This window comes from Aequorivita sp. H23M31, assembly GCF_004022485.1.
GTDB lineage: Bacteria > Bacteroidota > Bacteroidia > Flavobacteriales > Flavobacteriaceae > Aequorivita > Aequorivita ciconiae.
This window is the reverse complement of record NZ_CP034951.1, coordinates 223,795-250,244: the sequence shown is the minus strand read 5'-3', so window position 1 is coordinate 250,244 and position 26,450 is coordinate 223,795. Positions and strand designations below refer to the sequence as shown.

Genomic DNA, 26,450 nt, shown 5'->3' with positions numbered 1-26,450 from the left:
CGATGCTAATATTTGGTAAATGAAGAAAAGACAAAATTACCAAAACAGATCAAGTTTACTGGATTAGAGCAAGATTCCACCCGAGAGGGTCTTAATATCAAACAATTCACTGGTCATTTAGAAAGGAGATTTAGATAAAATTACCACTACTTCTTCCTATTCAGAATCTTATATTCCTCATAGCAATTACTAATTGCGTCTAGAATCTGAAGGTCATTGGCAGATTGGATAAAATCTTTGGAGTAGCTACATTTATTGAGAATTTCATCTATGTCCACGCGTTCCAATTGTAACACTGCCATCAAAGTTTCACGGTCAAATTTACTTTGGAGCAGATTTCTAATTTCGTCATCCTCCTTCATTTTTTGGACCTTCCGCATTTGTTTCGGTCGTTTCCCAAAAACGTTATACAGAAAATCCGCTGGGTTAAAGATGGAACTTAAAACCTTGTTAACCGCGCCAGGCTGGCTACTACCTCCCTCATATCCTGTATTCAGCCCTCCAATTCGATATCGATAATTATCATAGACGGGAATCAACTTTGCATCAATTTCCACGTATCCCGTGAGTTGTACGGGCCTTACAACTACTTCCTCAAGGGCAATCCCCAATTCGGTCATTTTCACCTTAATATCACCAAACCTCAACCAGTCGTGGGTTACGCGGACCCTTAAGGATTTAAAACCCAAGTAGGAAAAATAAAGTGTATCATTAACTGTAGCCGAAATTTCGAACTCCCCTTTTTGATTGGTGGTAGTACCGATAACTTGGTTAAGGTTTACAATGTTCACGTTTTCGAGCAGGTCATCATTGGCATCGTTCATAACTATTCCCTTCACCGTGTGTACCTGGGCAAAGGAATTTACAGCTATAAACACAAAAAGCAAAAGCAGGATAATATTCTTCATAAATAATTTTAGATTCGTAAAATTAAATGGATGGATTGTTTTTCTCCGCTTCAATTTTGGTCAATAATTCTTTTTTAATTCCTCCCATCCACTCATTTTTAAGGATACTCAATACAATACTATCTCGTCTGCCCGAAGGAGCGACACAATTGCTCCGCAAAATACCCTCGACCGTGCAACCAATGCTTTTCATCGCAGCAATGCTTCGTTTATTTCGAGCATCAGCCCGAAACTCAACTCTTTCCAAATTCAAGAAATCAAAGGCAAAATCCAACATTAAAAATTTGCATTGCTTATTTAGTCCTGTTCCCTGAAATTCCTTGCCGTACCAAGTATAGCCTAATTGAACGGTTTTTTGCTTTTCTTGGTAATCATAAAACCGCGTACTACCCGCATATTCTTGAATCTTCTTATCAAAAGCTACAAACGGATATGCTGTCCTTTCATTGCGTCCCTTAAGCGCCATCTGAATGTAATTCTTTAAATTTTCCAATCCACTTGCAGGCTGTTGGGAAAACTCCCATATCTCAGGTTCGTTTAACGCAAAATGTTGAAGATTCCTTACATCTTCAATCTGCATAGGCGTCAATCTTACCCTTGTATTTTCTAGAATATAGTCTTTTAGAAAATCAAATTTGTGCATTTTCTGTGTGGGCTAATGACGAAATGGTTGGCAAATATACTTATATAGACGGTAATTTCTGTGGAAAGTTTCATTAGGGAAAGAGAGGACAATCAGGAGAAAGGGATGGAACAGTTTAATGAGGAAAATGTTTATGAATGTAAAAAGTGGGATTTGCCTACGAAAGATTTATTCGACTTCTTCAAAATCTACATACTCGCCTACCTTTTTTCCACTGCTTTTATTTTGTGAAGGAATATTATCGATGGTAACCTGTCCTTCCTTTTGTTGATGAGCATCTGGCCGGGCTGGATTCCCAAAAAATTGCTCAAACTGTTGACCCGCCTTTTTGGAAATATATCGAAGAATATAAGGCGTAGCAAACCTAATTAAAAGTTTAAGCCCGTAATAAACCAGAAGAACGATGAGAATCGTTTTTAGCACTGACATCATAATATTCAAATTGTGAGCAAAAATAAAGATTGGCGGGCAAAAAGACGAACTTTCACTATTAAATTAATGGTAAAATCCTATATCTTTGGACTAAACCCAACAATCTATGAGCACTCACTTTCGCTTACTATTTTTTCTATGTCTTTTTCCATTTTCAACTGTTTTAGCCCAATACACAGATATGATCAATGCCAATCGCCCGGGAGTGTCACAGGGAGCTTTTGCGGTTGGACGAGGCATCCTTCAATTTGAAACTGGTTTTAGTTACGGAAAAGAAAAACATAGCCTCCGAAAAACAGAAACCCAAGGGATGGGTCTGGATTATGCAATTCGTTATGGTGTATTTAAAGAACAATTCGAAATTAGCTTAATTGGTGAATATGAGTCCCAAAATATCACTTATAACCCCAATACTAAACAAAGAATAGCCAATTTTAAGAGCAATACACTTGGAATAAAGCATTTACTTTACGACCCCTATAAGGAAATGTATAAAGAAAAACCCAATCTCTATAGTTGGAGAAAAAACAATACTTTTCAATGGGCCGATTTGGTTCCCGCAGTTGCCCTTTATATGGGATTGAACGTGGATTTTCCCGATAATCCACTTACACAGAAAAATGGAAGCACGATAAGCCCAAAGTTTATGCTTACAACGCAAAATAACTGGGTTGGAGGTTGGGTTTTTGTGACCAATCTTATTGCAGACTGGGGCACCACTTCCAGTCCTTCTTATGGATATATTGTTACACTTACTCACGCTACAAACCGGTATTTTTCAATATTTATCGAAAACCAGGGCATAAAAAATGATTGGTATGCCGATCAATTACTTCGCGGAGGTGCGGCAGCGCTTATCAATCCGGATTTTCAAGTGGATCTTTCTTTTACAACAAGTTTTAAGGATACGCCTTCCAAGCTATATGGTAGACTCGGACTGGCCTATAGGTTGGATTTTCACAAACAGGAAGAGTATTTATATGATGACGTTCCCGAAGGAGAGGAAAAGGATCAGCTTAAAAAATCAAGAGATGCCCAAAAGAAAAAGGATAGACTGAGAAGGAAACTAGAACGGGAGGAGCGAATTAGAGAAAGAAAAGAACGAAAAAATCTTGAGGAATGATTACAATTAAAGAAGTAACCTTTAAAAATGGTCTTAAGAAGTTTGTAACTTTTCCTTTCGATCTATATAAAGACTGCGAATATTGGGTTCCCTCGTTAATCAAAGACGAAATGGAAACCCTGAATCCAGATAAAAATCCAGTTTTCAAGAACGCCGAAGCTTTTTATTATCTCGCCTATAAAGAAAAAGAAATTGTTGGCCGTATTGCCGTAATTATCAACCATCTTGAAATAAACGAACAAGGAAAGAAAAAAATCCGTTTCGGATGGTTGGACATGATAGATGATATTGAAGTTACAAAGGCTCTTCTTGACAAAGTATATCAAAAGGGACGTGAATTCAATCTGGAATACGCCGAAGGACCTGTAGGATTTAGCAACATGGAAAAAGCTGGAATTCTAACTATGGGTTTTAAAGAGATGAACACTATGATCACTTGGTACCACTATCCGTATTATGCCGAACATATGAAGCAGCTGGGTTTTGAAAAACAGGCTACTTGGGTGGAATACAGGATCAAGATTCCAGATACAATTTTTGAAAAAGTGGCAAAATTTTCGAAAATAGTTCGGGAGCGTTACAAGCTTTCGGTTATCCGTTTTAAAAATAAAAAAGAAATACTTCCTTATGTAGAAGATATGTTTGGGTTGCTCAATAAAACCTACAACACTCTTCAAACCTTTGTCCCGATCCAACAATACCAAATAGAGTATTACAAAAAAAAGTATTTCAGTTTTATCCATCCAGATTATATCTGTTGTATAAAGGATGAGAATGGTAAGTTAATTGCCTTTTCCGTGGTAATGCCTTCCTTTTCTAAAGCTCTTAAAAAGGCAAATGGCAAATTGTTTCCTTTTGGATGGAGCTACGTTGTGGCAGCCCAACGGAAAAATGATACAGCCGCATTTTATTTAATAGGCATTGATCCAGAATACCAAGGTAAAGGTGTAACCGCCATTATTTTTGAAGAGATGCAACATCTTTTCAATTCCAAAGGGATACAAACCGTAGAAACAAATCCGGAGTTAAAAGAAAATACTGCGGTGCAGCTGCTGTGGAAGGATTATAACCCACAACAACATAAAGAGCGAAGCACGTTTAGGAAGGATTTGTAAGTGGTTAAAAAATCCTTGTTCGAAACTTACAGGTCTGAATTTTTATTTAATATTCAGTATTTGAATTTGAGTTTTGAGTTTTGAAAAATGCAAAGAACGAATAGCATCAACCTATAAGAGATAAAAAAAACCGGTCCAAATATAGGCCGGTTTGTCTTTTATAATAATAAGGAACTATTTTACTCTTTATGCATAAAGGCCTGTTTGGCCAATAGCTCCTCTTTGGTTTCCACATTGTCTTCATCCGGAACGCAGCAGTCCACAGGACAAACCGCAGCACATTGCGGCTCATCATGAAAGCCCATGCACTCCGTACATTTATCGGCGACAATGAAATATATTTCGTCACTGATCGGTTTCTGCACCTCGTCGGCATCAACCTCTTTGCCATCTGGCAATACAACTTTTCCACTTAGGTCGGTTCCGTCGGAATATCTCCAATCGTCGGCACCTTCATATATTGCATTATTTGGGCATTCAGGTTCGCAGGCACCACAGTTGATACATTCATCTGTTATAATAATTGCCATAGCTTATACTTTTTCTAACTTTGTGCAAAGTTAACCCCTATGAAGGGCAACTCCAAAAATATATATGGAATTAAAACAAAGAATTAATGCATTGACGAGGCTCGGAAATATCCTTGGCGAGCTTAGTAATGACAGGGCATTCCACAACCTTGATCTCGAATTCGAATCTATTCTAACAAAAGCCCAGGCAGAAAACGGATGGTTTACTCTTGAAAACATAAAATTCGCCCTTCAAAATTGGTCTAAAACGCTGACGGAAGAGAATCTGACACGGTGGGTTTCAAAATATGATTTCAAAAGTTTCTCCTCAGAAAATGTAAAAACTGTTGCAATCGTGATGGCAGGAAATGTTCCCTTGGTAGGTTTTCACGATTTTATTTCAGTTTTGATTACTGGGAATAAGGTCCTCACCAAACTTTCTTCCAATGATCGGGTTCTTCTCCCCTTTTTAAGCGGTAAACTAATTGCTACAGAACCGGATTTTGAAAATTATATTCAGTTTACTGAAGGTAAATTAAAAGATTTTGATGCTGTAATCGCTACCGGAAGTGATAATACCTCGCGCTATTTCGATTTTTATTTCCAGAAATACCCTCACATCATAAGGAGAAACAGAAATTCCGTGGCTGTCCTTACCGGAAATGAAACCGAAAAAGAGTTAGCCTTACTCTCCGATGATATATTTAGATACTTCGGACTTGGTTGCCGGAATGTTTCAAAATTATATGTTCCACAAAACTACAATTTCGATAAATTCTTTAACGCTGTTTATTCTTGGAAAGAAATTATAAACAACCATAAATACATCAACAATTACGATTACAACAAGGCAGTGTATTTAATGGATAGTTTACCACTTTTGGACAACGAATTCTTATTGCTGAAAGAAGATAGTGCTTTCTCCTCTCCCATTGCCGTTGTGTTTTATGAAAAATACAACTCCGATTCCGATGTATTAGAACTCTTAAAAGAGCATTCCGAAAACCTCCAATGTATCGTTTCAAATAAACCGGGAATAAACGGCATCCCCTTTGGAAAAACCCAGAATCCGGAATTATGGGATTATGCGGATGGAGTGGATACGGTCGAATTTTTATTAAGCCTTACACGGGGTTAATAAATAGTTGGTAACCGTTAGTTGGCAGAGGGAAGGTGGTGGCCGGTCGGTGGTAGAGGGTGTTGGACCAATTTTTTGCTTTTGACCCCCTGACCCCCTAAAGAGGAAATTGTTGATTTGGTCTGAGGAAAAATGCGGAAAAATTTCGATTTCGATTTCGATTTCGATTTCGATTTCGATTTCGATTTCAATTTCGATTTCGATTTCGATTTCGATTTCGATTTCGATTTCCTCGTGTTTGATTCCCGAGAGGAGCCAGTTTCCATTTGTCATCGTCTAAACCGAATGTTTGTAAAACATCAAACCCTTTGACCCTTAACCCCTAAAGGGGAAATTGTTGATTTGGTCTGAGGAAAAATGGGGAAAAATTTCGATTTGGATTTCGATTTCAATTTCGATTCCGATTTCGATTCCGATTTCGATTTCGATTCCGATTTCGATTTCGATTTCGATTTCAATTTCGATTTCCTCGTGTTTGATTCCCGATCGAAGCTGAGGGAAGTTTTCATTTGTCATCGTCTAAACCGAATGTTTGTAAAACATCAAACCCTTTGACCCTTGACCCCCTAAAGGGGAAATTGTTGATTTGGTCTGAGGAAATGTGGGAAAAAATTTCGATTTCGATTTTGATTTCGATTTCGATTTCAATTTCGATTTCGATTCCGATTCCGATTTCGATTTCGATTTCGATTTCGATTTCGATTTCAATTTCGATTTCCTCGTGCTTGATTCCCGAGAGGAGCCAGTTTCCATTTGTCATCGTCTAAACCGAATGTTTGTAAAACATCAAACCCTTTGACCCTTGACCCCTAAAGGGGAAATTGTTGATTAGGTCTGAGTTAAAATGGGAAAAAATTTCGATTTGGATTTCGATTTCGATTTCGATTTCGATTTGGATTTCGATTTCGATTTCGATTTCGATTTCGATTTCCTCGTGTTTGATTCCCGATCGAAGCTGAGGGAAGTTTTCATTTGTCATCGTCTAAACCGAATGTTTGTAAAACATCAAACCCTTTGACCCTTAACCCCTAAAGGGGAAATTGTTGATTTGGTCTGAGTTAAAATGGGAAAAAATTTCGATTTGGATTTCGATTTCGATTTCGATTTCGATTTGGATTTCGATTTCGATTCCGATTCCGATTTCGATTCCGATTTCGATTTCGATTTCCCTTTAATTGTTCCCCAAGCAAAGCCGAGGAAAGTTTTCAATCATGGTGGTTCAAAAAAGTCGTATTTCGAAAAGCCTTTTGAAAAACCAAATTTTCATTTAAAATCCCCGTTTCTAATGATTATTAAAAATTTCTTTATTTGGTATTTATTTAAGTTCATATTTCTGAACTTTGTAGGGTAAATATTACCAATGATGAAAAAACATAATTTTAGTGCCGGTCCAAGTATTTTGCCGCAATCTGTTTTGGAGAAAGCTTCTGAAGCAGTCTTGAACTTCAACGATTTGGATCTTTCTATTTTGGAAATATCGCATCGAAGCAAAGATTTTGTGGAAGTCATGGAAAATGCACGAGACCTGGCATTAAAACATCTGGGACTTCAGAATAAAGGATATCAGGCTCTATTTCTTCAAGGTGGGGCAAGTATGCAATTTTTAATGACGGCCTACAATCTTTTGGAACAAAAAGCAGCCTATTTAAACACTGGCGTATGGAGCGATAAAGCAATTAAAGAAGCGAAATTGATTGGAGATGTTGTGGAAGTAGCAACTTCAAAAAGTGATAATTTTAATTTCATTCCTAAAAATTACGCAGTCCCTTCGGATGTAGATTATTTTCATTGTACAAGCAATAATACCATCTACGGCACCCAGATGCATAAATTTCCAAATACGGACGTCCCAATTGTGTGCGACATGAGTAGTGATATTTTTTCACGGGAACTGGATTTTTCCAGATTTAGTTTGATTTATGCGGGTGCACAAAAAAATATGGGTCCCGCCGGAACCACCTTAGTAGTGGTAAAAGAGGATATTTTGGGAAAAGTAAGTCGTGCCATCCCTTCTATGCTCAACTATCAAGTTCAGATAGACAAGGAAAGTATGTTTAATACGCCACCCGTTTTTTCTGTTTATGTTTCCTTTCTTACTTTACAATGGCTCGAACAAGAGGGCGGAATTTCATCAATCGAAAAGGTAAACAATCAAAAAGCCGATATGCTCTACAAAGAAATAGACCGTAATCCATTATTTAAAGGCTACGTAGCTAACGTTGAAGATCGTTCAAAGATGAATGCTACTTTCAACCTCGTGAATGACCAACTGAAAGAAACTTTCGATTCCCACGCAAAAGCGGCGGGCGTCAGTGGTATTAATGGTCATCGAAGTGTTGGTGGGTATCGCGCCTCCCTATACAATGCGCTGCCTTTGGAAAGCGTTAAAGTTCTGGTTGAGGTTATGCAGGAAGTTGAACGGGGAGCCTAAATGTATAATAGGGCGGAAATAACAAAGAGCAAAGAATAGAGACCAGAGAATACAGGAAAGAGAATAGAGAAACAAAAAACACTTGTCCGCCAAAGCTTTAACCTAAGAGGGAGGACTTAGAAATATCATCATCAAAATAGAAATTTAAATAATGAAAATATTAGCCAACGACGGAATCTCACAAAGTGGAATCGATACATTAAGAGAGGCGGGATTTGAAACTTTAAATGTACACGTAGCCCAAGAACAACTGAACAATTACATCAATGACCAAAAAGTTGATGTGCTTTTAGTACGTAGCGCTACCAAAGTAAGCAAAGATTTGATCGATAACTGCCCTACATTGAAAATTATTGGCCGCGGTGGTGTTGGTATGGATAATATTGATGTGGAGTACGCTTTAAAAAACAATATAAAGGTAATAAATACACCTACGTCTTCAGCCGCGTCGGTAGCGGAGCTTGTTCTCGCACACTTGCTTACTGGCGTTCGTTTTTTGCACGACTCCAATAGAAATATGCCTTTGGAAGGAGAATCCCGATTTAAGGAATTAAAAAAGAAATACAGTGCAGGCCGTGAGCTTCGCGGAAAAACCCTCGGAATCATTGGCTTCGGAAAAATAGGACGCGAAGTTGCTAAAATGGCCCTGGGCTGCGGGATGAATGTAATTGCAAGCGATCAGGAATCGGGGAAAGCGGATATTAAATTGAGTTTCTTTGATGGCCAGAGTATTACCTTGGAAATAAGAACCGAGCCCGTAGAGAAATTATTAAAAAAGAGTGACTTCATCAGTTTGCACGTGCCTGCGCAATCCGGTTATTTAATTGGAAAAGATGAAATTGCCCGTATGAAAGATGGAGTTGGTATCGTCAATACCTCTCGTGGTGGCGTTCTAAATGAAGTAGCCCTTTTAAATGCCATAGAAAGTGGAAAAGTTTCCTTCGCGGCACTGGATGTTTTTGAGGACGAACCTTCACCTTCGGTACAAATACTGATGAATGAGAATGTTTCGCTCAGCCCTCATATTGGTGGAAGCACGTTGGAAGCGCAAGATAGAATTGGAAAAGAACTGGCAGAACAAATTATAGAAATTTTTAAGGCGGAGAAAATTTAACGAGCACTTATAGGAGTTAAGAAAAACCTTTTAGAATTATAGATAATAATTCTTTTTTCATAAGATTGAAATCAATTAATGAATTAAAGAAGAAGTATTCTATCTTTTTTTAATTTTTCCGTCATTCTCTAAAAACCACCTAAATAGGCCGAGGCGAACGAAGGTTAAAGTATGAGGGCTTCAAGATACTTTTGTTAACTTTGCCGAAATGATTTTTGTATGAGAACCATGCTTTTACTTCTAGGACTTTCACTTGCCATTTATGGCTGTAGCTCGGGAAATAAAGTAATCCATAGTTCTGATACCAATAAGAATGACACCATCCGTATTGCAAACGACAGTTTGGAATATCAGATAATAATCATTGAACAGGGATTTGATACGTGGCTTCTTTCCCAGCCGCCCCGAGGTTTTTACGACCAGTCCTACTTAGAGGCAAAAAACCGCATGTTTGTAACTGATTATAATAGTCGGGTAAGACAGCCAAGTAACTCACGAAACATCTATTCCGACGAAATCAATTACGATCCAAGAGTGGATTATGGATATGAAGTGAATTATCTGCTCTATAATTATTTTGTGTATTTTCAAGAGAAATACAAACAACATTTAACAGGAGGAAGAAATTGAAGAAGTTGAAAAAGCGTTGGAATTTAACCTCCAACGGTCAAGTGCTCATAGTTTTTTTGGTATTCGCCATAACAGGAAGTTCTTCCGCAAAATTGGCAGCTCCCATTACCGATTTTTTTGAAATAAAAAGAGAAATGGGATGGTATATTTATTGGCCATTCCGCATTTTAATTATATTCCCAATATATCAGGTTCTACTTGTTTTCTTTGGCTGGGTATTTGGCCAATTTGAGTTTTTTTGGTGGTTCGAAAAAAAGATGTTACGATCGTTAGGACTGGGTTTCCTATTTAAAGAAAAAAAATCCAAAAATAGAATTCTTGATAAGGCTAATAGGGATACTAATCTTAAGTCAATAAAGTAAATATTGTTTATACATAGACCATTTAAGATTTTCATTGCAACGATTTTTTCGTTCGCCTTGATGTTCCCTATTGCCATACAAACGGCACATGCGCTGGATGGCCATGAGCATCAGGTTTGTAATGATTTTTCCACACACCTTCATAAAAAGCAATTGGATTGTTCCATTTGCGATTTTCATTTTTCATCTTTCGATTTTAAACCGCAGCAACTTCCAGAATTCTCCTACGTATTCGGTCAAAATACTGCACAAAATGAATATAGAGAAGCCGAAATACTTCAAAGCGCTCCACATTTCTTCCTTAGAGGCCCTCCCTCAATTTCTTGATTTCCGGCTAATAATAATAGCTCCATTTTACCATTACACCTTAGAATTGTTCGATACTCATAGGTAGTTCGTTATCCATCCAACTTAAAGTTATCACAATGTTTGATGTATACGATAAATCAACTATCTGGTTTTCTATTGAATAAATATCCATTTTCCGGAAAACCAAATGGGGAAACCTAAAGTTAAGCAAGACCACACTTTTAAAATTGGAGCCCTAAATTTTTAAAATTAAATTAAGAAACATGCAGAATAAATTTGCTTTCGTTGTATTCTTACTTATTGGAATGGCCACAACTGCCCAAAACGAATTAAAAGGAACCATTACCTCCAAACAAACCGGAACTCCCATTATGGGAACAGTTTATATTCCACAACTCGAAAAAGGCACCGCAGCCGATTTTGATGGTAACTACACACTAAAAAATATTCCCGACGGAAATTACACCATTATTTTCTCATACCTGGGTTATAGTACAGTTTCCCTAAAACTGAATTTCATTGGCAATAACATATTCACCGAAGACATGCAAATGGTAGAAAGTGCAGTGGAAATGGAGGAAGTAATTGTCTCAACCCCATTTCATAAACTTCAAAGTGAAAATGTGATGAAAGTAGAACGCGTTTCTACTTCTGAACTCAATTCCGCTGGCGCGGTGACATTGGCAGACGGTATAAAAAATATTCCAGGAGTCGATATAATTAGTACCGGAGAAGGAATCGGCAAACCCGTAATCCGTGGTCTCAGTTCCAACCGGGTACTCACCTATACCCAAGGTGTACGACTGGAAAACCAGCAATTTGGTGACGAACATGGACTTGGTATAAACGAAGCTGGAGTTGAAAGCGTGGAAGTTATCAAAGGCCCTGCTTCTCTTCTTTATGGCAGTGATGCCTTGGGAGGCGTGCTGTATCTCAATCCCGAAAAATTTGCTCCTTTTAATGAAACCCACGGAGACATCAGCAGTTCATATTTCTCCAATACCTTAGGAACATCTACCAATTTGGGAGTAAAAACATCTGGTAAAAAATTGAAATTCCTCTCCCGTGGATCCTATTCCTCTTTTAGTGATTATAAAACGGGAGCGGACTACCGAGTAACAAATTCCCGATTTAACGAAAAGGATTTTAAAACCGGAATACAGTATTTGGGCACCAAATTCAAATCTACGGTTCGTTATAACTATAACCGTTCGAATATCGGCATTGCTGATGAAATCGGAGAACAAACCAAATCGACTAAGCTTGAACTTCCTTTTCAAGAAATAGACAACCATATCTTGAGTTTGGACAATACGCTGTTTTTGAAAAATTCCAGTTTGGATTTAAAAATGGGCTATTTATTTAACGATAGACGTGAATTTGAAGATGATCCCACATTGGCTGCCCTGCGTATGCAACTCACCACTTTTAATTACGACCTGAAATACAATCTGCCCGATTTTGGGAAGTTTGAAACCATCGTCGGCTTGCAGGGAATGTTCCAAAACAACAAAAATAAAGGAGAGGAAATATTGATTCCCGATGCAAATACTACTGATGTAGGTATTTTGGCAACATCCCATTATCATTTAGAGAAATTGGATCTTCAGGCAGGAGTTCGTTTTGATAGTCGAAAAATAAAAAGTGAGGCGGCAAGATCCATAGAGGATTCAGACTATATTCCGGCTTTGGACAAAACTTTTACCAGTTTTACCGCGGCTCTTGGAGGAAAAGTTGATTTATCTGAATTAACCTCGGTCAGACTAAATTTCGCCAGTGGGTTTCGTGCACCAAATCTGGCCGAACTCACATCCAACGGCATCCATGAAGGGACAAATAGATATGAAAGAGGGAACTACAACCTCAATAACGAACAAAACTTTCAAACAGATCTTTCCCTGGAATACCGGAATGAGCACCTGGAATTTTTTGTCAACGGATTTTACAATGCGGTAAAGAACTATATCTTCATTTCGCCAACAAACGAAATCATCGATGACACTCCCGTGTATGATTATTTGCAGGATGATGCAAAACTATACGGAGGCGAAATGGGCTTTCATTTACACCCACATCCACTCGATTGGCTGCATTTTGAAAGCAGTTTCGAGACCGTAACAGGCAAATTGCAAAACGATGATTATTTGCCTTTAATTCCGGCCAATTCCATTCAAAATACCTTTCGAGTGGAATTTGAAGATGGAAAAACAAGAAAGAAAAGCTCTGCCTTTATCACGCTAAAAAATATCTTTGACCAAACCAATATCAGCGATTTCGAAACCCGTACGGGAGGTTATTCCTTACTAAGTGCAGGCGTAGAAAGCAGTTTTAAGATCGATAAGTTTCTTTTGAAAGTAGGTTTGAATGGCACAAATTTGACAGACAAAAAATATGTGGCGCACCTCTCTCGGTTTAAGCCGGAAGGAATTTTTAATATTGGGAGGAGTGTGAATTTTAGTTTGAAACTGGAGTTTTAAGAGTCGGTAGTCGGTAGACGGTAGTTGACGATTGGTGACTGGTGATCGGAAGTGGCAGACCTTGGCATGATATGCTTGTATTCTGTTTTTTCTTTGATGTCATTTTTTTAATGGGTTTTAATGAACCATCCGTGGACTATCCGTGGAGTATCCGGGGAGTATCTATTTAGTTACACGCCTTAGTTACACGACAACCAATAAAGATTGGATTTTTAAATGGTGAAACTGGGAGTATAAGGAGGATTTCAGTTGCTAGATTTACAAAATTTAAGTCAATTATTCAATATCAATTTCCGCATCATCGACCACCCAAATTTCATTATCTGCATTGTTTTTCATTTCAATTTTAACTTTAAGGTTTGTAGAAGTTGGAATTCCGGTAACCTCCAGAAACGATATTCCACCAGTAGTAGGATGTATTCCACTTCCAGAAGTAAATGAATTCGGTGTATTAGTTCCATTATAGCTGGTTGTCGCAGCTCTTACGGCATCAAACCCCCATTTATTATTGTCATTTCCCTTAATAAGAAGCTCTTCAGAATATGTTGTGCCACCATCTATACTGATCGAAACTATTACTGTATCAGTTGCGTCAGCGCCATTCCCATTTGTTACTGAAAACGATGCTAAACGTATTTTGAATTTTGCACTTGCTGGTGTTGCTATAGGACCAAAAATCAGTTCAACTGTTCCTTTATTAACAGCATATCCACGATACGCGCTTGAGTACATATTAGTGTCCGGAAAATTACCGACGCCACTTGAATAATATCCGCCTGTATAACTCTCCAAAAGCAACTCAAATGGTACGGGAGTGGTGTCAAAATTATGTATTGCTGGCCATGTAGTAATACATTTTACATTTAACTATTCAGTACCACTCCACATTTGCAAACATCCAATAGTTTCCACAAATACCAACAAGCCTATGTCACCAGCAGCTGGGTTAATTAGATCCCGTGCAGTAATATCCGGCACCCGCGGCGGCATAAATCCGCCATAAGTAGCCCCTTCATCAGAAGTGCTGCTCACCTCTAACATCGCAGCAGGTGAAGGGTCAGTTGTACCAATTCCGACTTGGCAATAAAAATTAGTCGCAAGCATCAGCATTGCAAAAAGTAAAAAATAGCTTTTAAGAGGCATAAAATAGGGGGTTCCGTGAAGACTGCCTAGTCCGAGTTAAATATTAGTTTTGGATAGTACTAATGGACGCTATTAAGAAGGCTGTTAATCCATTCAGCAGCAAAAAGATACAGAAGTGGGGAACTAGAATGGAATATGCAAATTTATACATTACATTAAATCTACCAAATTTATTTTCTTTTTCGAGGTTTGTGGGTAAAAATGGGGAGTGAAAAATCCACGAATCCAGAATCAAGAATCAAGAAACAGGACCCAGTCAGTAATCAGGATAGACATACCTGAGGACAAAAGCGTGACGTCCGAGCACAGGTAGCTATCATGTCCTAAAAAAGTTTACATATTTTACACTCTAGCATAACCCTATTTCAAGATAAGACCCTTGCAAAACAGGTGAGATTTTTAATTCAAATTAAAAATTCCCAAACACACTAACAGTCGGTCCTTGAAATTGCAGATCTATATTGCCTTGCCATTTATTTTTATCTACTTCCACACCAAAATCCAGGAATTTGTAGCCAGCGCTTATCCCCAAATTTCGGAAGGCCTGATAATTTATAGTAGGAGAAATATCCCATAGAACACCAGAAAAATTATCTATTTTTATTCCAAACCAATCCAGTTTTGTGGTCAGGGATAATTTTTGGATTGGAGCGTAGATAAACCAGATTCCAATATTGGGTAAGGGCAAGGTACTACTAACTTCGTGTCGTTTAAATTCGAAATCATTGTCGTTTATATAAGCTTGCCCTTCTATAAATGGAAAAATGGTAATGATATGTGCTCCTAATCCGCCTCCAAGTTCATATTGATTTCCCCTGGCTATTACTCTTCCAAAAAAAACACGATATAGTGAAAATCCGAAACCTCCCTCTACTCCAGTACCCTGTTTGAACGTTACGTTTTTCCACTGAATATCGTCCTCAAAAACAACTTGATTTTCCCGTTTTATTCTAAAGAAATCCGCAGATACATTCCAGTTTTTGGCAAATCGCCATGTAAAATTCATAGAAAAAGTATTCTGATAATCGGCAATATTAAAATGTTTATCGAAGTCAATTTGTCTGGATTCCCGAGCCGAGGCGGTGCCGTTTGCACTGAGTTTCACATTGTTCAAGGGACTGTATAAACCGGCGCTGATTATAAATTTATCCGTTAAGATTGGATTTTTGATTTTTGCCTCTTGGGCACACAAAAATTGACAACCTAAAAAGAATATTGCAAATTGAATTACCTTGAATTGCATGATTGAAAATTTATATATTAATTTCAAACTAAACACAGATTCCTACTCTATTCTACTGACAATTAGCCATCCAATTAATTCGATTTTAAAAAAATCTAAGTTGGCTTTAAAATTCATTTCATTTTTACAAACAATTTTATCTGTATTAATGAGCACTTTTCATCATTCATAAGGCGATTGCGATTAGAAGGATGGCGGCGGGAATAATCAAAAGATTCCAAGTAAGATCATTCATTTGATGGACTACCATAGTTGCAAATAAAACCACCAAGGTTGTAAGGATTGCTTCCCAAAGAATTCCTTTAAGGTCTGAAAAACTCTTAGGATTTAACCAACTGAACTGAATGTTCATCAATAATTTACTATCGGGAAAAAACAACTTTCCAATTCCGATAGCAAAGATTATAAATACGATGGCCAGTAAAAAAGCATCCAGAGCTTCTGCCAAATATATTCCCGGACGGTTTTCCATATGCCCCTCAATAATCATTAAATATGCGTGTATACTATGATATACCGATATTCCAACGAATACTAAGGCGTTTAGAAAAGTAAACACACAAATAACAAAAATTGTGATACGTAAGATTATTTTCATGTTTTGTTTATGTTGATGGAAAACCAGTTATTATGAGGCTAGCTGAATTGAATTTCTATAATGATGATGAGGGAAAACCAATAGGCATCCATGAATATATCGGCAAACGACCCGTATTTGCTGCCGGAAATTCTGATGGCGATTATCAAATGCTACAATGGACTACAACGGCAACAGGCTACCCTCGTTTCGGAATGTTTGTTCATCACACCGATTCCGAAAGAGAATATGCCTACGACAGAAGTTCACATATTGGTAAATTGGAAAAAGGATTGGACGATGCCGCCAAAAACAATTGGCTAATTGTCGATATGAAAAAGGATTGGGCCAAGATTTATCCTGGGATAAGTAAGGATTAGTTAGCCACTCGAGTATAAATTTGGATCCAAACCTTTGAGCCGATCTTTTCGAGGTCGGCTTTAGTTTTTTGTATATGAAGTTTGTTGGTTCTTATTTAGGGTGACCACAAATAGACGAATGTTTGTGGAGGTTGAGTTCCGAAAACCAATAATTTTCTTACTAAGGAATGAGGTCGTGGAAGACACGGGCGAGACGCCCGCGCCCAATGTCATTAAGTTAAGGTTTTCTCAAACTCCATCTTTCTGATTCTTAGTTATTTTTGGCTTTATTCTTGCGCGATATTTCCCAGGGTTTCTTTCTGATTTTCGATTGGGCCTACTAGGGACCAAATGCGATTTGTATAAGGATTTAAGTTCTTCTACAATGTCGCTTCCATCTGTTTTTTCATCAAGAAATAACGTTACTACTCTATTCTTTAAAAGCCCATAAGATATATTTGTGTTGACCTTATAATCGTATTTCTTACCCCGATTAATATCCTTAAGCTCATCTTCGAGCTCACTGACAATCAAGGTCTGTACATTGCTTACAAATAATGCTGCCTTAAAATCCTGTAGAATGCTCTGGTTTGAATAGCCGGAAAAGTGTTCGACTCTCAATTTGTTTTTGAGCTCGTCATAAAAAGTCTCTACGCCCCATCTTTTGAAGTATAGCTCCTTGAACTGACTTGTCGGGTACAGATTGCTGTCCAACAACGAGGTCATTAAAATCTCGACGTTCCCCTTGCCCAGCTCAATTCTCACCAGCCGTACTTTTATAGGACAGTTCTTAGTATATTCTTTATCTGTGAGTTTGGCATTTTTGCCTGGATATATCGCTACCACAAGTGACTTCTTTCTGCTCTTTTCAAAATCCATGACCAAACCGCTAAAACTTGTCTTTACCCGCATCAAATAATCAAATTCACTTTTGACATGCTGCTGTATAAAATCATAAGACGGATACCCCCTGTCGTAGATAATCAAGTCATTACTTTTACAATGCTCAAGATGGGTAAGGGCCAGATCTCTTTCTCCCCGTACTACGGGGGCCAAAATACCATCGAGGACATATTTATTCAGTACGTCATAAATAACGGAACATCTTGCCTGAACCAAAACAGTACTGGATTGGTTCTTGGTCTCCCCATAAATTGCTTTGAGCTCATCAGTGATCGGCAGGGTAATTCGAGTTCCATCTACCGCCAATAGCCTAAACCCGTTCCATAACTTTATCGCTGGAACATTATCGGTATAAAATTCGTTCAGCAATACTCGGGAGAGCTCATCGAACACTTCAGGCCTAATCTTCTTTCTGGCCTGTACAAAAGCGCTCTTGGTAAATTTCGAATTAGAACCAGCCTTAAGCAAGCTGGTGAAATTCTCTATTTCTAGGGATAGGCTTTTTCTTAGGAAGTTCAACATAAATAAAAGAAGGATTGGAAAACATTGTTTTCTGTTTCTAGTAAAATGTTCGTTTGAAACTTTAAACTCCGTTTTTAGCTCATTGCTAAAAATCGTTGCCTTTATCTTTTCAAGGATAAAATTAGCGGTTTTTTTTCATAAATAAGTCATTGATTATCAGTTAAATATACGATTTATTTGAATGAAAAACAAGTGTATATTACTGAAAATCAACAATTTAACACGCTAACTTAATGACATTGCGCCCGCGCCAGCGGGGGTGTGAAATGGGCACATATTTCAACTCATTATTTTGGAAAGTCTAGAAGCTGGTTCCGTCAAAAATTAAACGGCTATGATGGTAACAACAATGAAAGTGATTTTACGGAAGAAGAAAAAGAACTTTTGAAAAATTCCCTTTATGATTTATCCGAACGCATCCGAAAATGTGCGGATAAGATTTAACCGAAACAACAAACCTTCAACCTAAAACGATATACCCTATCTTTACCCCCACTAAACAGCACGATGGCTTCCACCCTACTTTCATCTCCTTTACAAGGCTTTACCGATTTCAGATTCCGCAATGCCTTCAACCATTACTTTGGTGGGATTGATACCTTTTACGCTCCATATATTAGGCTGAATGGAAAAATGACGATCAAGCAATCTTTTAAAAATGACTTAGCGCCAGAAAACAACTCAACCGTTGAAGTGATACCACAGATAATAACCAACGATGCCGACGAATTTATATTTGTTGCCAAATATGTTCAAAGCTTAGGTTATAAGGAATTGAACTGGAATTTAGGTTGCCCCTACCCAATGGTTGCCAAATCTGGAATGGGCTCAGGATTGATTTGCAATCCTCCAAAAATTGATGAAATTTTAGATAGAGCGCACAATGAAACAGACATCTTGGTTTCTATGAAAATGCGAATGGGCTATGAACACGCTGAAGAAATTCTGGAAGCTTTTACTGTTTTGGATAAATATCCGCTGAAAAACATTGCCATTCACGCCAGAATAGGGAAGCAACTTTACAAGGGCCCTGTCGATCTGGATGCTTTTGAAAAATGCATCGACAGCAGCATACACAAGTTGTACTATAACGGAGACATTACCAGCGTTGCCACTTTTAAAGCTATTGAAGATCGCTTTAAAAGTATCGATCATTTTATGATTGGCCGAGGATTGATTGCCGATCCTTTTCTGCCCAGTATGATCAAAAACAACACTATGGAATATCCCAAAAACAGATGGGAAATATTTTCGGAATTTCACGACACTATCTACCAACAATACGACGAATACTTATCTGGCCCCACACCTATTAAGATGAAAATGCTAGGTTTCTGGGAATTCTTTTCTCAAGCAACCTCAAATCCGCAAAAAACTTATAAAGCTATCAAAAAGGCTACAAATCCGATAAAGTATAAACAGGCGGTGGCCCAAATTTTACATACGGAAATGAAAGTTGCAGACTTATAGTTCCAAGGGAAGACGCCACAGTTTATTGTCGGTCAATTGACCAAACCAATAGATTGTTCTTAATATATTGCTCTCAACAAAACAATTAATTTTGAATTAGTAAAAAATAGAATGACAAGTCTTTCAAAATTCACCCAAGCAAGTATCTCAATAGTAATAGTAGTCGCTGCGTTAGTCTATGGTAAAGCTTTTCTTATCCCGTTGATTTTCGCCTTCATCTTTTGGATACTTATTAGAAGAATGAAGGAAACACTAAATAGAATAAGAGCAATAGATAAATATGTTCCCAACTGGATAAAGAATATTTTCCTGACAGTTGTTATCTTTTCATCAATGTACTTTTTGGTCTCTATAATTTCTTCAAACATCGCTAGAATGATAGGAAGGTTTGATGTTTACCAACACAACTTCAACGAGCTAGTTTTGAAAATCAATCAGACTTTTGGGATAGAGTTCGACGTTTTTTTAAGGAATACAGATGTGAGAATGATATTGAGCAATTTAATCCAACCTATTGTAACGGTCTTAACAAGTACGGTAGGGAATGTTTTTTTGGTGCTAATATATATGCTGTTCTTATTTTTGGAAGAAACCAATTTTAATTCAAAATTAAGATTGGTATTTACCACCGAAGAAAACCACCACCGTATTTCCGGAATACTTCGGGAACTGGAGGATTCTATTTCTGATTATTTGGGCGTAAAAACTTTTGTGAGTTTTATAACCGGAGCCTTGAGTGCAATCGCTTTATCAATAATTGGCGTCGATGCTCCCGTTTTTTGGGGACTTATTATTTTTCTTTTAAATTATATACCCACAGTAGGATCGCTTGTGGCCACATTATTTCCTGTTGCATTTTGCTTACTTCAATTCCCTGATTTAACGCCTGCCATTCTAACCCTTGTTATTGTAGGCATCATTCAGGTTATCGTTGGAAATGTGGTAGAACCTAAGCTTGTGGGCAATTCCATGAATCTTAGTGCACTGGTTACCATCCTTGCGTTATCCTTATGGGGAGTTATTTGGGGAATTACAGGAATGATCCTCAGCGTTCCAATAACCGTTATTATGGTGATCATATTTTCAAAATTTGAACAAACTAAGGGTATTGCAATTATGCTTTCGGATAAAGGGGAATTAAAAGGATAAAGTAGATTTATCACCCAAGTCCAAACAGGATGGACCTGAACTTTATTTCATTTCTGTAAAAGTTTATTGTTGTCCTTATTGGGTATTTTTTAAAAAGGCGATTATAGTTGAAATACAACTAGGCCTTATCTTCACTTAACCATTTAGGCAGATCTGGGCGTTTAAATTCCTCCATTTTTTGAAGAAGCAGTTCTGGTTTTGAATCAACCAGAAGTAAGTGATAGTTGTCTATAGAAAGAAAACCCCGCTGAACCATATTTTCAAGCAAGTTGATTAGGTCGTCATAAAAACCGTTTACATTCAACAAACCTATGGGTTTTTGGTGCAAGCCAAGTTGGAGCCAGGTTATTATCTCAAAAAGTTCCTCGAGCGTTCCCATTCCGCCGGGCAGGGCAATAAAACCATCGCTGGCTTCCTGCATTTTCAGCTTGCGCTCGTGCATGTTTTCGGTCGTAATCAACTCCGTTAGACCAAGATGGACCACTTCCTTCTTTTTCAAAAAATTGGGGATGATTCCTATTACTTCTCCTTTGTTATCCAAAACACTTTTTGCCAGTGTTCCCATCACTCCTATTTTGGCCGCACCATAAACCAGCGTAATTTTTCGCGAAGCAAAAATTTCGCCCAGCCTTTTGGCGGCCTCGGTAATCTTGAGATCATTTCCGCTGCTGCTTCCGCAGAAGACACATATTGTATTTAAATTGTTCATTGTCGGATGCTGGATGTTAAATGCTGGATGTTGGATGCTGGATGCTGGATGTTGGATGCTGGATGCTGGATGCTGGATGCTGGATGTTGGATGCTGGGGATACATCAGTCATCCGTCACCCATCACCCTCAATTCTTATCCTCCAATAAAGGTACAAATCGAAACTCACCAAACTCTTCTTTTTCAAATTCAGTTTCGGATTTTCTATAGAAAACTGTCATAATCTGAATATCATCTCCTACTGGAATTACCAGCCTCCCACCCACTTTCAGTTGGGCAAGTAAGGGTTGCGGCACGAAAGGAGCTCCGGCGGTGACAATAATTCCGTCGAAAGGGGCATCTTCTACCAAACCGATATATCCATCTCCAAAAATCATTTTTTTTGGTTTATAACCCAATTTCGGAAGGAAAAGATTGGTTTTTTTGAACAATTCATTTTGCCGTTCAATGGTGTATAACCGCACTCCCATCTCCAAAAGTACGGCTGCCTGATAGCCACTCCCAGTTCCAATCTCAAGGATTTTATCATCCTTTTTAACTTCCAAAAGTTCTGTTTGGCGGGCTACGGTATAAGGTTGCGAAATGGTCTGATCGGCTGCAATAGGGAAAGCCTTATCTACATAGGCATGGTCCACAAAACCAGAATCCATAAAAAGATGCCGTGGAATTTTCCCAATTGCACTTAATACATTTTTATCCTCAATCCCTTTCTTTTCAAGAATTTTCACCAACTTCTTCCGCATTCCCTGATGGGTAAATGTATCTTTCATTTTATATAAATTTTAAATCACAAAGTAACCAATTTTCGATGGCTAGCTCCAAGAGAATTTATAATGAATAACGAAAAGAAACAATGACCAATCAATAATTTTTAATGTACAATGACCACTTACCACAATAAACATCTACCCACTAACGACTACCCGACTGCCAACTATTACTATTCAACACCAAAATTAAAACCCTTTAAACTTTCCTCTGAAAATCTTACATTTGTGAAAAACACACGCATGCTAAAAGCAGGAGTACTTGGCGCCGGCCATCTTGGGAAGATTCACCTGAAATTGCTTAAACAATCTGAAAAATATGAATTAGTGGGCTTTTTTGATGCCGATAAAAAAGCTGCGAAGAAAATTGAAGAGGAATTCGGATATAAAAGTTTTCCTACGATGGAAAGTCTTATAGATGCGTCCGATATGGTTGTAGTGGTGACACCTACCATACATCATTTTGAATGTGCGAGAAAAGTAATTGAAGCTGGGAAGCATCTTTTTATTGAAAAACCAATCACCCAAACAGTAGCAGAAGCGGAAGAGATCAGGGACTTGGCCAAAACCAAAAAAGTACGTGGTCAAGTGGGCCAAGTGGAACGCTTTAACCCCGCATTTATGGCGATCAGGGATAAGATAAGCAATCCTATGTTTATCGAGACCCACAGATTGGCCGAGTTCAATCCGCGCGGTACCGATGTCTCAGTAGTTTTGGACCTGATGATCCACGATATCGATATTATTTTAAGCGTGGTAAAGAGTCCGGTGAAAACCGTAAGCGCCAGCGGAGTTTCCGTGCTCAGTGAAACTCCAGATATTGCAAATGCCCGAATTGAATTTGAAAACGGCTGTGTAGCCAACCTTACCGCTAGTAGGATTTCGCTGAAAAAGATGCGAAAAGCTCGATTTTTCCAACGCGATGCCTATATCTCGGTTGATTTTTTGGAAAAGAAATGCGAAGCGGTAAGAATGAAAAATGCGCCAGAGCAACCCGATGAATTTGCGATGATCCTAACCAATGCCGAAGGTGTTCAAAAACAAATTTATTTTGAAAATCCACAGATAGAAAGCAACAATGCAATCCTCGATGAACTTGAAAGTTTTGCCGAAGCCATTAAAGCAGACAGAACGCCGGATGTTTCCCTTAGACAGGGAACCGAGGCTCTTCGCGTAGCCATGTTGGTTATCGAAAATTTTAAACAAATATAGCTTTTCGGTTCCTCCGCATTGAATTAAATAATTGAGTTTAAAATATCATCTTATAAATTATAATAAACTAATGAAAAGTATAGCAGTAATAGGTGCCGGAACCATGGGAAATGGCATCGCCCACACTTTTGCCCAATTCGATTTCCAAGTGCATTTAATCGATATCCAACAAGCTTATTTGGATAAAGGATTAGCTACCATTTCCAGAAATCTGGAACGAATGGTAAGTAAGCAAACCATAACAGATGCGGATATGTCGCGCACACTTAAAAATATTACAACCTTTACCGACCTTGAAAAAGGAGTTAAAAATGTTGGTTTGGTTGTGGAAGCTGCCACAGAAAATGTAGAATTAAAACTAAATATCTTTCGGGATTTGGATAAGTTCTGCGGTCCCGATACCATTTTGGCGAGTAATACATCTTCAATTTCCATCACCCAGATTGCAGCGGTTACTTCACGACCTGAAAAAGTAATTGGAATGCACTTTATGAATCCAGTTCCCATTATGAAATTGGTGGAAATAATTAAAGGTTATAGCACTAGCAAAGAAACCTTTCAAACAGTGGAAACTCTTTCTAAAAGCTTGAACAAGACACCCGTTGAAGTTAATGATTACCCCGGATTTGTGGCAAACCGAATATTAATGCCAATGATCAACGAAGCCATCGAAACATTATACAATGGAGTTGCCGGAGTGAATGAAATAGATACCGTTATGAAGCTTGGAATGGCCCATCCAATGGGACCATTAGCTCTTGCCGATTTTATTGGACTTGACGTATGTCTATCTATTTTGAAAGTTATGTACGATGGTTTTAAAAATCCAAAATATGCTCCTTGTCCACTATTGGTGAATATGGTAATGGCAGGCAAATTGGGCAGCAAAAGTGGCGAAGGGTTTTACGACTACAGCGAAAACAGAAAGGCCGAGGTAGTTTCTTCTCAATTTTCAAAATAAAGTATTGCTTTAATGGTGGTTCTCAAGATCATTCTTCTCAATAAATAACCCCGAAACTTTTAAATTACTAAACTCAAAATTTGGCAAAAATAATTCCTTTTAAGGCCGTTAGACCCACAAGAGATAAGGTGAACCTACTTGCCGCTCGGTCTTACGATAGCTATACAACGGCACAAGTGGAGTCTCGTTTACGTGATAATCCGTTTTCGTTTCTGCACATCGTAAATCCGGGATATAAATACCAAAAGGAAATTTCTGGTGTTGAGCGCTATGGATTGGTAAGAAATAGATATGAGGAATTTAAGGAAGATGGTATTTTTATAGAAGAAGAAAAACCAAGCTTTTATATTTATAAAATTGTCAACCGCGATAAACTGGAATTTACGGGAATAGTCGCCGCCGCAAGTGTTCAGGATTATGAGGATGATGTAATTAAAAAGCATGAAGAAACCTTGGAGTTCCGCGAGGTTATTCTAAAGGAATATCTAAAAACTATTGGTTTTAATGCAGAAGCGGTTCTCCTTACCTACCCTGATAATTCCGATTTGGAGCTTTTGATTGATGAGGTTATGAAAACCCGTCCAGAATATGAGTTTACCACCACTTATCGCGACACCCATTATCTTTGGAATGTTGACGATGAAGTACTTTTAAACAAAATACAAACTATTTTTGCGGATATACCGGCATTATACATTGCAGACGGTCATCACCGATCGGCCTCTTCTTATTTGCTGGCCAAGGATTTAAAAGCTGAAAATCCACATCACACCGGGGAGGAAAGTTATAATTATTTTATGAGTTTCCTTATTCCCGCCAGCGACTTAAAAATATATGAGTTCAATAGGTTGGTGAAAGATCTGAACGGAATGGAAAAAGAAGAGTTCCTAATAAAATTGGATGAATTGTTTAGAATAGAAAATCGTGGACACGATTACTATAAACCCTCCAAAAAACATCATTTTAGCATGTATTTGGACGGAGAATTCTATTCCTTGCACCTTCGGAAAAAGAAGTATAAAATTGAAAATGCCCTCGATGCGCTAGACGCCCAGATATTATATACCACCATTCTGAAACCGCTTTTAGGAATAAAAGATTTACGAAATGACCAGCGCATTGAATATTCCCACGGAAAAAAGGAGCTAGCTTATGTTCAGACGGTAATAGATTCCGGTAACTTTGCAGTTGGATTTGGATTGTTGCCCGTTACTACTGACGAAATGCAACAAATTGCGGATGAGGGTCTAAAAATGCCACCAAAAAGCACTTATATTGAACCCAAACTACGAAGTGGAGTTACTATTTATGAATTCTGATTTTAATTAGTAGGCATTGACAGTAGCGGTTAGCAGTACCTTTAGGAGTCCAAAAAATAAGTATTTTACATATTAAATGAACAGCGAGAAGAAAATGAAGATGACTATTTCAGAAAATCTAAATAAACTTAAAAACGAACTGCCCAAAAATATAACCTTGGTAGCAGTTTCAAAAACAAGACCCATCACCGACTTGATGGAAGCCTATAATGCCGGACAACGCATATTTGGCGAGAACAAAGTACAGGAAATGGAATCTAAGTGGCAGGAAATGCCCAAAGATGTGGAATGGCATATGATTGGTCACGTGCAACGGAATAAGGTAAAATATATGGCGCCGTTCGTTTCGTTGATACACGCTGTGGATAGCTTGAAACTTTTAAAAGAAATAAATAAAGAAGCCCGTAAAAATGAAAGAGTTATTCAGTGTCTTCTTCAAATAAAAATTGCTAAGGAAGACAGTAAATTTGGGATGGACGAAGAAGACGCTGTAAACTTATTAAGCTCAGAAGTTTATAAAAACCTGAAAAATATTGAAGTAGTGGGCTTTATGGGCATGGCCACTTTTACCGAGGATGAGGAGCAGATATCGAAAGAATTCCAAAAATTAAAAAACATATTCGACGAGTTCAAAACAAGATCAAATGATTTCGGAACCGAATTGCGTGTCCTAAGTATGGGCATGAGCGGAGATTTCAGATTAGCCATAGATCATGGTAGTAATATGGTTCGCATAGGAAGTGCCATTTTTGGAGAACGGAATTATTAATCAGTGGTCAGTAATCAGTAGTCAGCAGTCGGTAGTCGGTAATCGGTAATCGGTAATCGGTAACAAAACAAATAAATGATTATAAATCAAAAAAAAACCACAAAGATTTAAACTCTTAAACTCAATATAACTCATAACTCATAACTCATAACTCAT

General features: G+C 38.0%; 32 protein-coding genes and 1 pseudogene. 22 read left to right on the top strand and 11 right to left on the bottom strand.

Annotation, left to right across the window (positions count from 1 at the left end; translation table 11 throughout):
• Window positions 1-146 precede the first annotated feature (146 nt).
• The 3 genes from EI546_RS01200 to EI546_RS01190 all read right to left on the bottom strand — a co-directional run bounded on the left by EI546_RS01200 (window position 147) and on the right by EI546_RS01190 (window position 1,983).
• On the bottom strand, window positions 147-908 hold the full coding sequence (locus tag EI546_RS01200) for a carboxypeptidase-like regulatory domain-containing protein (RefSeq protein ID WP_128248829.1): 762 nt from the start codon (window positions 906-908) through the stop codon (window positions 147-149).
• A gap of 22 nt (window positions 909-930) precedes the next feature.
• Entirely contained in the window at window positions 931-1,551 is a 621-nt protein-coding gene (locus EI546_RS01195; protein WP_128248828.1) for a GNAT family N-acetyltransferase, read from the bottom strand.
• Window positions 1,552-1,719: 168 nt separating this feature from the next.
• A complete protein-coding gene (locus EI546_RS01190) occupies window positions 1,720-1,983 on the bottom strand; it encodes a DUF4834 family protein (protein ID WP_240673137.1) in 264 nt (87 codons plus the stop codon).
• Between the two features lie 106 nt (window positions 1,984-2,089).
• On the opposite strand from EI546_RS01190, the gene EI546_RS01185 reads away from it, so the two are divergent.
• Together EI546_RS01185 and EI546_RS01180 are read left to right on the top strand one after the other, a co-directional pair.
• Entirely contained in the window at window positions 2,090-3,106 is a 1,017-nt protein-coding gene (locus EI546_RS01185) for a transporter (RefSeq protein WP_128248827.1), read from the top strand.
• Entirely contained in the window at window positions 3,103-4,221 is a 1,119-nt protein-coding gene (locus EI546_RS01180) for a GNAT family N-acetyltransferase (RefSeq protein WP_128248826.1), read from the top strand. The genes EI546_RS01185 and EI546_RS01180 overlap by 4 nt, the downstream gene beginning before the upstream one ends.
• A gap of 179 nt (window positions 4,222-4,400) precedes the next feature.
• Here EI546_RS01180 and EI546_RS01175 read toward each other — a convergent pair whose 3' ends face one another.
• Window positions 4,401-4,751 carry a 4Fe-4S binding protein gene (locus tag EI546_RS01175; RefSeq protein ID WP_128248825.1) on the bottom strand — a complete coding sequence of 117 codons (351 nt, stop codon included), beginning with the start codon at window positions 4,749-4,751 and terminating at the stop codon, window positions 4,401-4,403.
• 64 nt (window positions 4,752-4,815) lie between these two features.
• Here EI546_RS01175 and EI546_RS01170 point away from each other — a divergent pair, with 64 nt between their 5' ends.
• From EI546_RS01170 to EI546_RS01125, 12 genes and pseudogenes are all read left to right on the top strand, one after another.
• Entirely contained in the window at window positions 4,816-5,868 is a 1,053-nt protein-coding gene (locus EI546_RS01170) for an acyl-CoA reductase (RefSeq protein ID WP_128248824.1), read from the top strand.
• 132 nt (window positions 5,869-6,000) lie between these two features.
• Entirely contained in the window at window positions 6,001-6,180 is a 180-nt protein-coding gene (locus EI546_RS16090; RefSeq protein ID WP_164905143.1) for a hypothetical protein, read from the top strand.
• Between the two features lie 45 nt (window positions 6,181-6,225).
• On the top strand, window positions 6,226-6,423 hold the full coding sequence (locus EI546_RS16085) for a hypothetical protein (RefSeq protein ID WP_164905142.1): 198 nt from the start codon (window positions 6,226-6,228) through the stop codon (window positions 6,421-6,423).
• Window positions 6,424-6,469: 46 nt separating this feature from the next.
• Window positions 6,470-6,667, top strand: a complete 198-nt coding sequence (locus tag EI546_RS16080; RefSeq protein WP_164905133.1) for a hypothetical protein — start codon at window positions 6,470-6,472, stop codon at window positions 6,665-6,667.
• Window positions 6,668-6,712: 45 nt separating this feature from the next.
• A complete protein-coding gene (locus tag EI546_RS16075; RefSeq protein WP_164905141.1) occupies window positions 6,713-6,886 on the top strand; it encodes a hypothetical protein in 174 nt (57 codons plus the stop codon).
• Between the two features lie 45 nt (window positions 6,887-6,931).
• The gene (locus tag EI546_RS01155; protein ID WP_128248821.1) at window positions 6,932-7,219 is read left to right on the top strand and encodes a hypothetical protein; all 288 of its coding nucleotides are present in this window, start codon (window positions 6,932-6,934) and stop codon (window positions 7,217-7,219) included.
• A gap of 12 nt (window positions 7,220-7,231) precedes the next feature.
• On the top strand, window positions 7,232-8,299 hold the full coding sequence (gene serC / locus EI546_RS01150; protein WP_128251500.1) for a 3-phosphoserine/phosphohydroxythreonine transaminase: 1,068 nt from the start codon (window positions 7,232-7,234) through the stop codon (window positions 8,297-8,299).
• A gap of 151 nt (window positions 8,300-8,450) precedes the next feature.
• Window positions 8,451-9,413, top strand: coding sequence for a D-2-hydroxyacid dehydrogenase (locus EI546_RS01145; RefSeq protein WP_128248820.1), 963 nt, complete (start codon window positions 8,451-8,453; stop codon window positions 9,411-9,413).
• A gap of 219 nt (window positions 9,414-9,632) precedes the next feature.
• The gene (locus EI546_RS01140) at window positions 9,633-10,043 is read left to right on the top strand and encodes a DUF6146 family protein (RefSeq protein WP_128248819.1); all 411 of its coding nucleotides are present in this window, start codon (window positions 9,633-9,635) and stop codon (window positions 10,041-10,043) included.
• Window positions 10,040-10,336: pseudogene (locus tag EI546_RS16385) on the top strand (DUF6787 family protein); the annotation flags it as partial. The gene EI546_RS01140 and the pseudogene EI546_RS16385, both read left to right, overlap by 4 nt.
• Before the next feature lie 72 nt (window positions 10,337-10,408).
• The gene (locus tag EI546_RS01130) at window positions 10,409-10,732 is read left to right on the top strand and encodes a hypothetical protein (RefSeq protein WP_128248818.1); all 324 of its coding nucleotides are present in this window, start codon (window positions 10,409-10,411) and stop codon (window positions 10,730-10,732) included.
• 245 nt (window positions 10,733-10,977) lie between these two features.
• Window positions 10,978-13,191, top strand: coding sequence for a TonB-dependent receptor (locus tag EI546_RS01125; protein ID WP_128248817.1), 2,214 nt, complete (start codon window positions 10,978-10,980; stop codon window positions 13,189-13,191).
• 276 nt (window positions 13,192-13,467) lie between these two features.
• Here the strand turns inward: EI546_RS01125 and EI546_RS01120 are convergent, their stop codons facing one another.
• The 4 genes from EI546_RS01120 to EI546_RS01105 all read right to left on the bottom strand — a co-directional run bounded on the left by EI546_RS01120 (window position 13,468) and on the right by EI546_RS01105 (window position 16,175).
• A complete protein-coding gene (locus EI546_RS01120) occupies window positions 13,468-13,923 on the bottom strand; it encodes a hypothetical protein (RefSeq protein ID WP_128248816.1) in 456 nt (151 codons plus the stop codon).
• A 135-nt stretch (window positions 13,924-14,058) separates the two neighbouring features.
• Complete coding sequence (locus tag EI546_RS01115) at window positions 14,059-14,295, bottom strand: hypothetical protein (RefSeq protein ID WP_128248815.1); 237 nt, start codon at window positions 14,293-14,295, stop codon at window positions 14,059-14,061.
• A gap of 448 nt (window positions 14,296-14,743) precedes the next feature.
• Window positions 14,744-15,577 carry a hypothetical protein gene (locus EI546_RS01110; RefSeq protein ID WP_128248814.1) on the bottom strand — a complete coding sequence of 278 codons (834 nt, stop codon included), beginning with the start codon at window positions 15,575-15,577 and terminating at the stop codon, window positions 14,744-14,746.
• Window positions 15,578-15,743: 166 nt separating this feature from the next.
• Window positions 15,744-16,175, bottom strand: coding sequence for a YqhA family protein (locus EI546_RS01105; RefSeq protein WP_128248813.1), 432 nt, complete (start codon window positions 16,173-16,175; stop codon window positions 15,744-15,746).
• A 32-nt stretch (window positions 16,176-16,207) separates the two neighbouring features.
• Here EI546_RS01105 and EI546_RS01100 point away from each other — a divergent pair, with 32 nt between their 5' ends.
• Window positions 16,208-16,534, top strand: coding sequence for an HAD family hydrolase (locus EI546_RS01100; RefSeq protein ID WP_128248812.1), 327 nt, complete (start codon window positions 16,208-16,210; stop codon window positions 16,532-16,534).
• Between the two features lie 228 nt (window positions 16,535-16,762).
• Here EI546_RS01100 and EI546_RS01095 read toward each other — a convergent pair whose 3' ends face one another.
• A complete protein-coding gene (locus EI546_RS01095) occupies window positions 16,763-18,031 on the bottom strand; it encodes an IS4 family transposase (protein ID WP_240673195.1) in 1,269 nt (422 codons plus the stop codon).
• Window positions 18,032-18,199: 168 nt separating this feature from the next.
• Here EI546_RS01095 and EI546_RS01090 point away from each other — a divergent pair, with 168 nt between their 5' ends.
• From EI546_RS01090 to EI546_RS01080, 3 genes are all read left to right on the top strand, one after another.
• Window positions 18,200-18,382, top strand: coding sequence for a DUF5053 domain-containing protein (locus EI546_RS01090; RefSeq protein WP_128248810.1), 183 nt, complete (start codon window positions 18,200-18,202; stop codon window positions 18,380-18,382).
• A gap of 63 nt (window positions 18,383-18,445) precedes the next feature.
• Window positions 18,446-19,408, top strand: coding sequence for a tRNA dihydrouridine synthase (locus EI546_RS01085; RefSeq protein ID WP_128248809.1), 963 nt, complete (start codon window positions 18,446-18,448; stop codon window positions 19,406-19,408).
• 111 nt (window positions 19,409-19,519) lie between these two features.
• Window positions 19,520-20,557: an AI-2E family transporter gene (locus tag EI546_RS01080; RefSeq protein WP_128248808.1), complete on the top strand. Its 1,038-nt coding sequence runs from the start codon at window positions 19,520-19,522 to the stop codon at window positions 20,555-20,557.
• Between the two features lie 118 nt (window positions 20,558-20,675).
• Here the strand turns inward: EI546_RS01080 and EI546_RS01075 are convergent, their stop codons facing one another.
• Together EI546_RS01075 and EI546_RS01065 are read right to left on the bottom strand one after the other, a co-directional pair.
• Window positions 20,676-21,371 carry an LOG family protein gene (locus EI546_RS01075; protein ID WP_317127437.1) on the bottom strand — a complete coding sequence of 232 codons (696 nt, stop codon included), beginning with the start codon at window positions 21,369-21,371 and terminating at the stop codon, window positions 20,676-20,678.
• A gap of 23 nt (window positions 21,372-21,394) precedes the next feature.
• A complete protein-coding gene (locus EI546_RS01065; RefSeq protein WP_128248805.1) occupies window positions 21,395-22,036 on the bottom strand; it encodes a protein-L-isoaspartate(D-aspartate) O-methyltransferase in 642 nt (213 codons plus the stop codon).
• A 240-nt stretch (window positions 22,037-22,276) separates the two neighbouring features.
• On the opposite strand from EI546_RS01065, the gene EI546_RS01060 reads away from it, so the two are divergent.
• From EI546_RS01060 to EI546_RS01045, 4 genes are all read left to right on the top strand, one after another.
• The gene (locus EI546_RS01060; protein ID WP_128251499.1) at window positions 22,277-23,245 is read left to right on the top strand and encodes a Gfo/Idh/MocA family protein; all 969 of its coding nucleotides are present in this window, start codon (window positions 22,277-22,279) and stop codon (window positions 23,243-23,245) included.
• A gap of 70 nt (window positions 23,246-23,315) precedes the next feature.
• On the top strand, window positions 23,316-24,206 hold the full coding sequence (locus EI546_RS01055) for a 3-hydroxybutyryl-CoA dehydrogenase (RefSeq protein WP_128248804.1): 891 nt from the start codon (window positions 23,316-23,318) through the stop codon (window positions 24,204-24,206).
• A gap of 80 nt (window positions 24,207-24,286) precedes the next feature.
• The gene (locus tag EI546_RS01050) at window positions 24,287-25,525 is read left to right on the top strand and encodes a DUF1015 domain-containing protein (protein WP_128248803.1); all 1,239 of its coding nucleotides are present in this window, start codon (window positions 24,287-24,289) and stop codon (window positions 25,523-25,525) included.
• 100 nt (window positions 25,526-25,625) lie between these two features.
• Window positions 25,626-26,294, top strand: coding sequence for a YggS family pyridoxal phosphate-dependent enzyme (locus EI546_RS01045; protein WP_128251498.1), 669 nt, complete (start codon window positions 25,626-25,628; stop codon window positions 26,292-26,294).
• The last annotated feature ends 156 nt before the right edge of the window (window positions 26,295-26,450 follow it).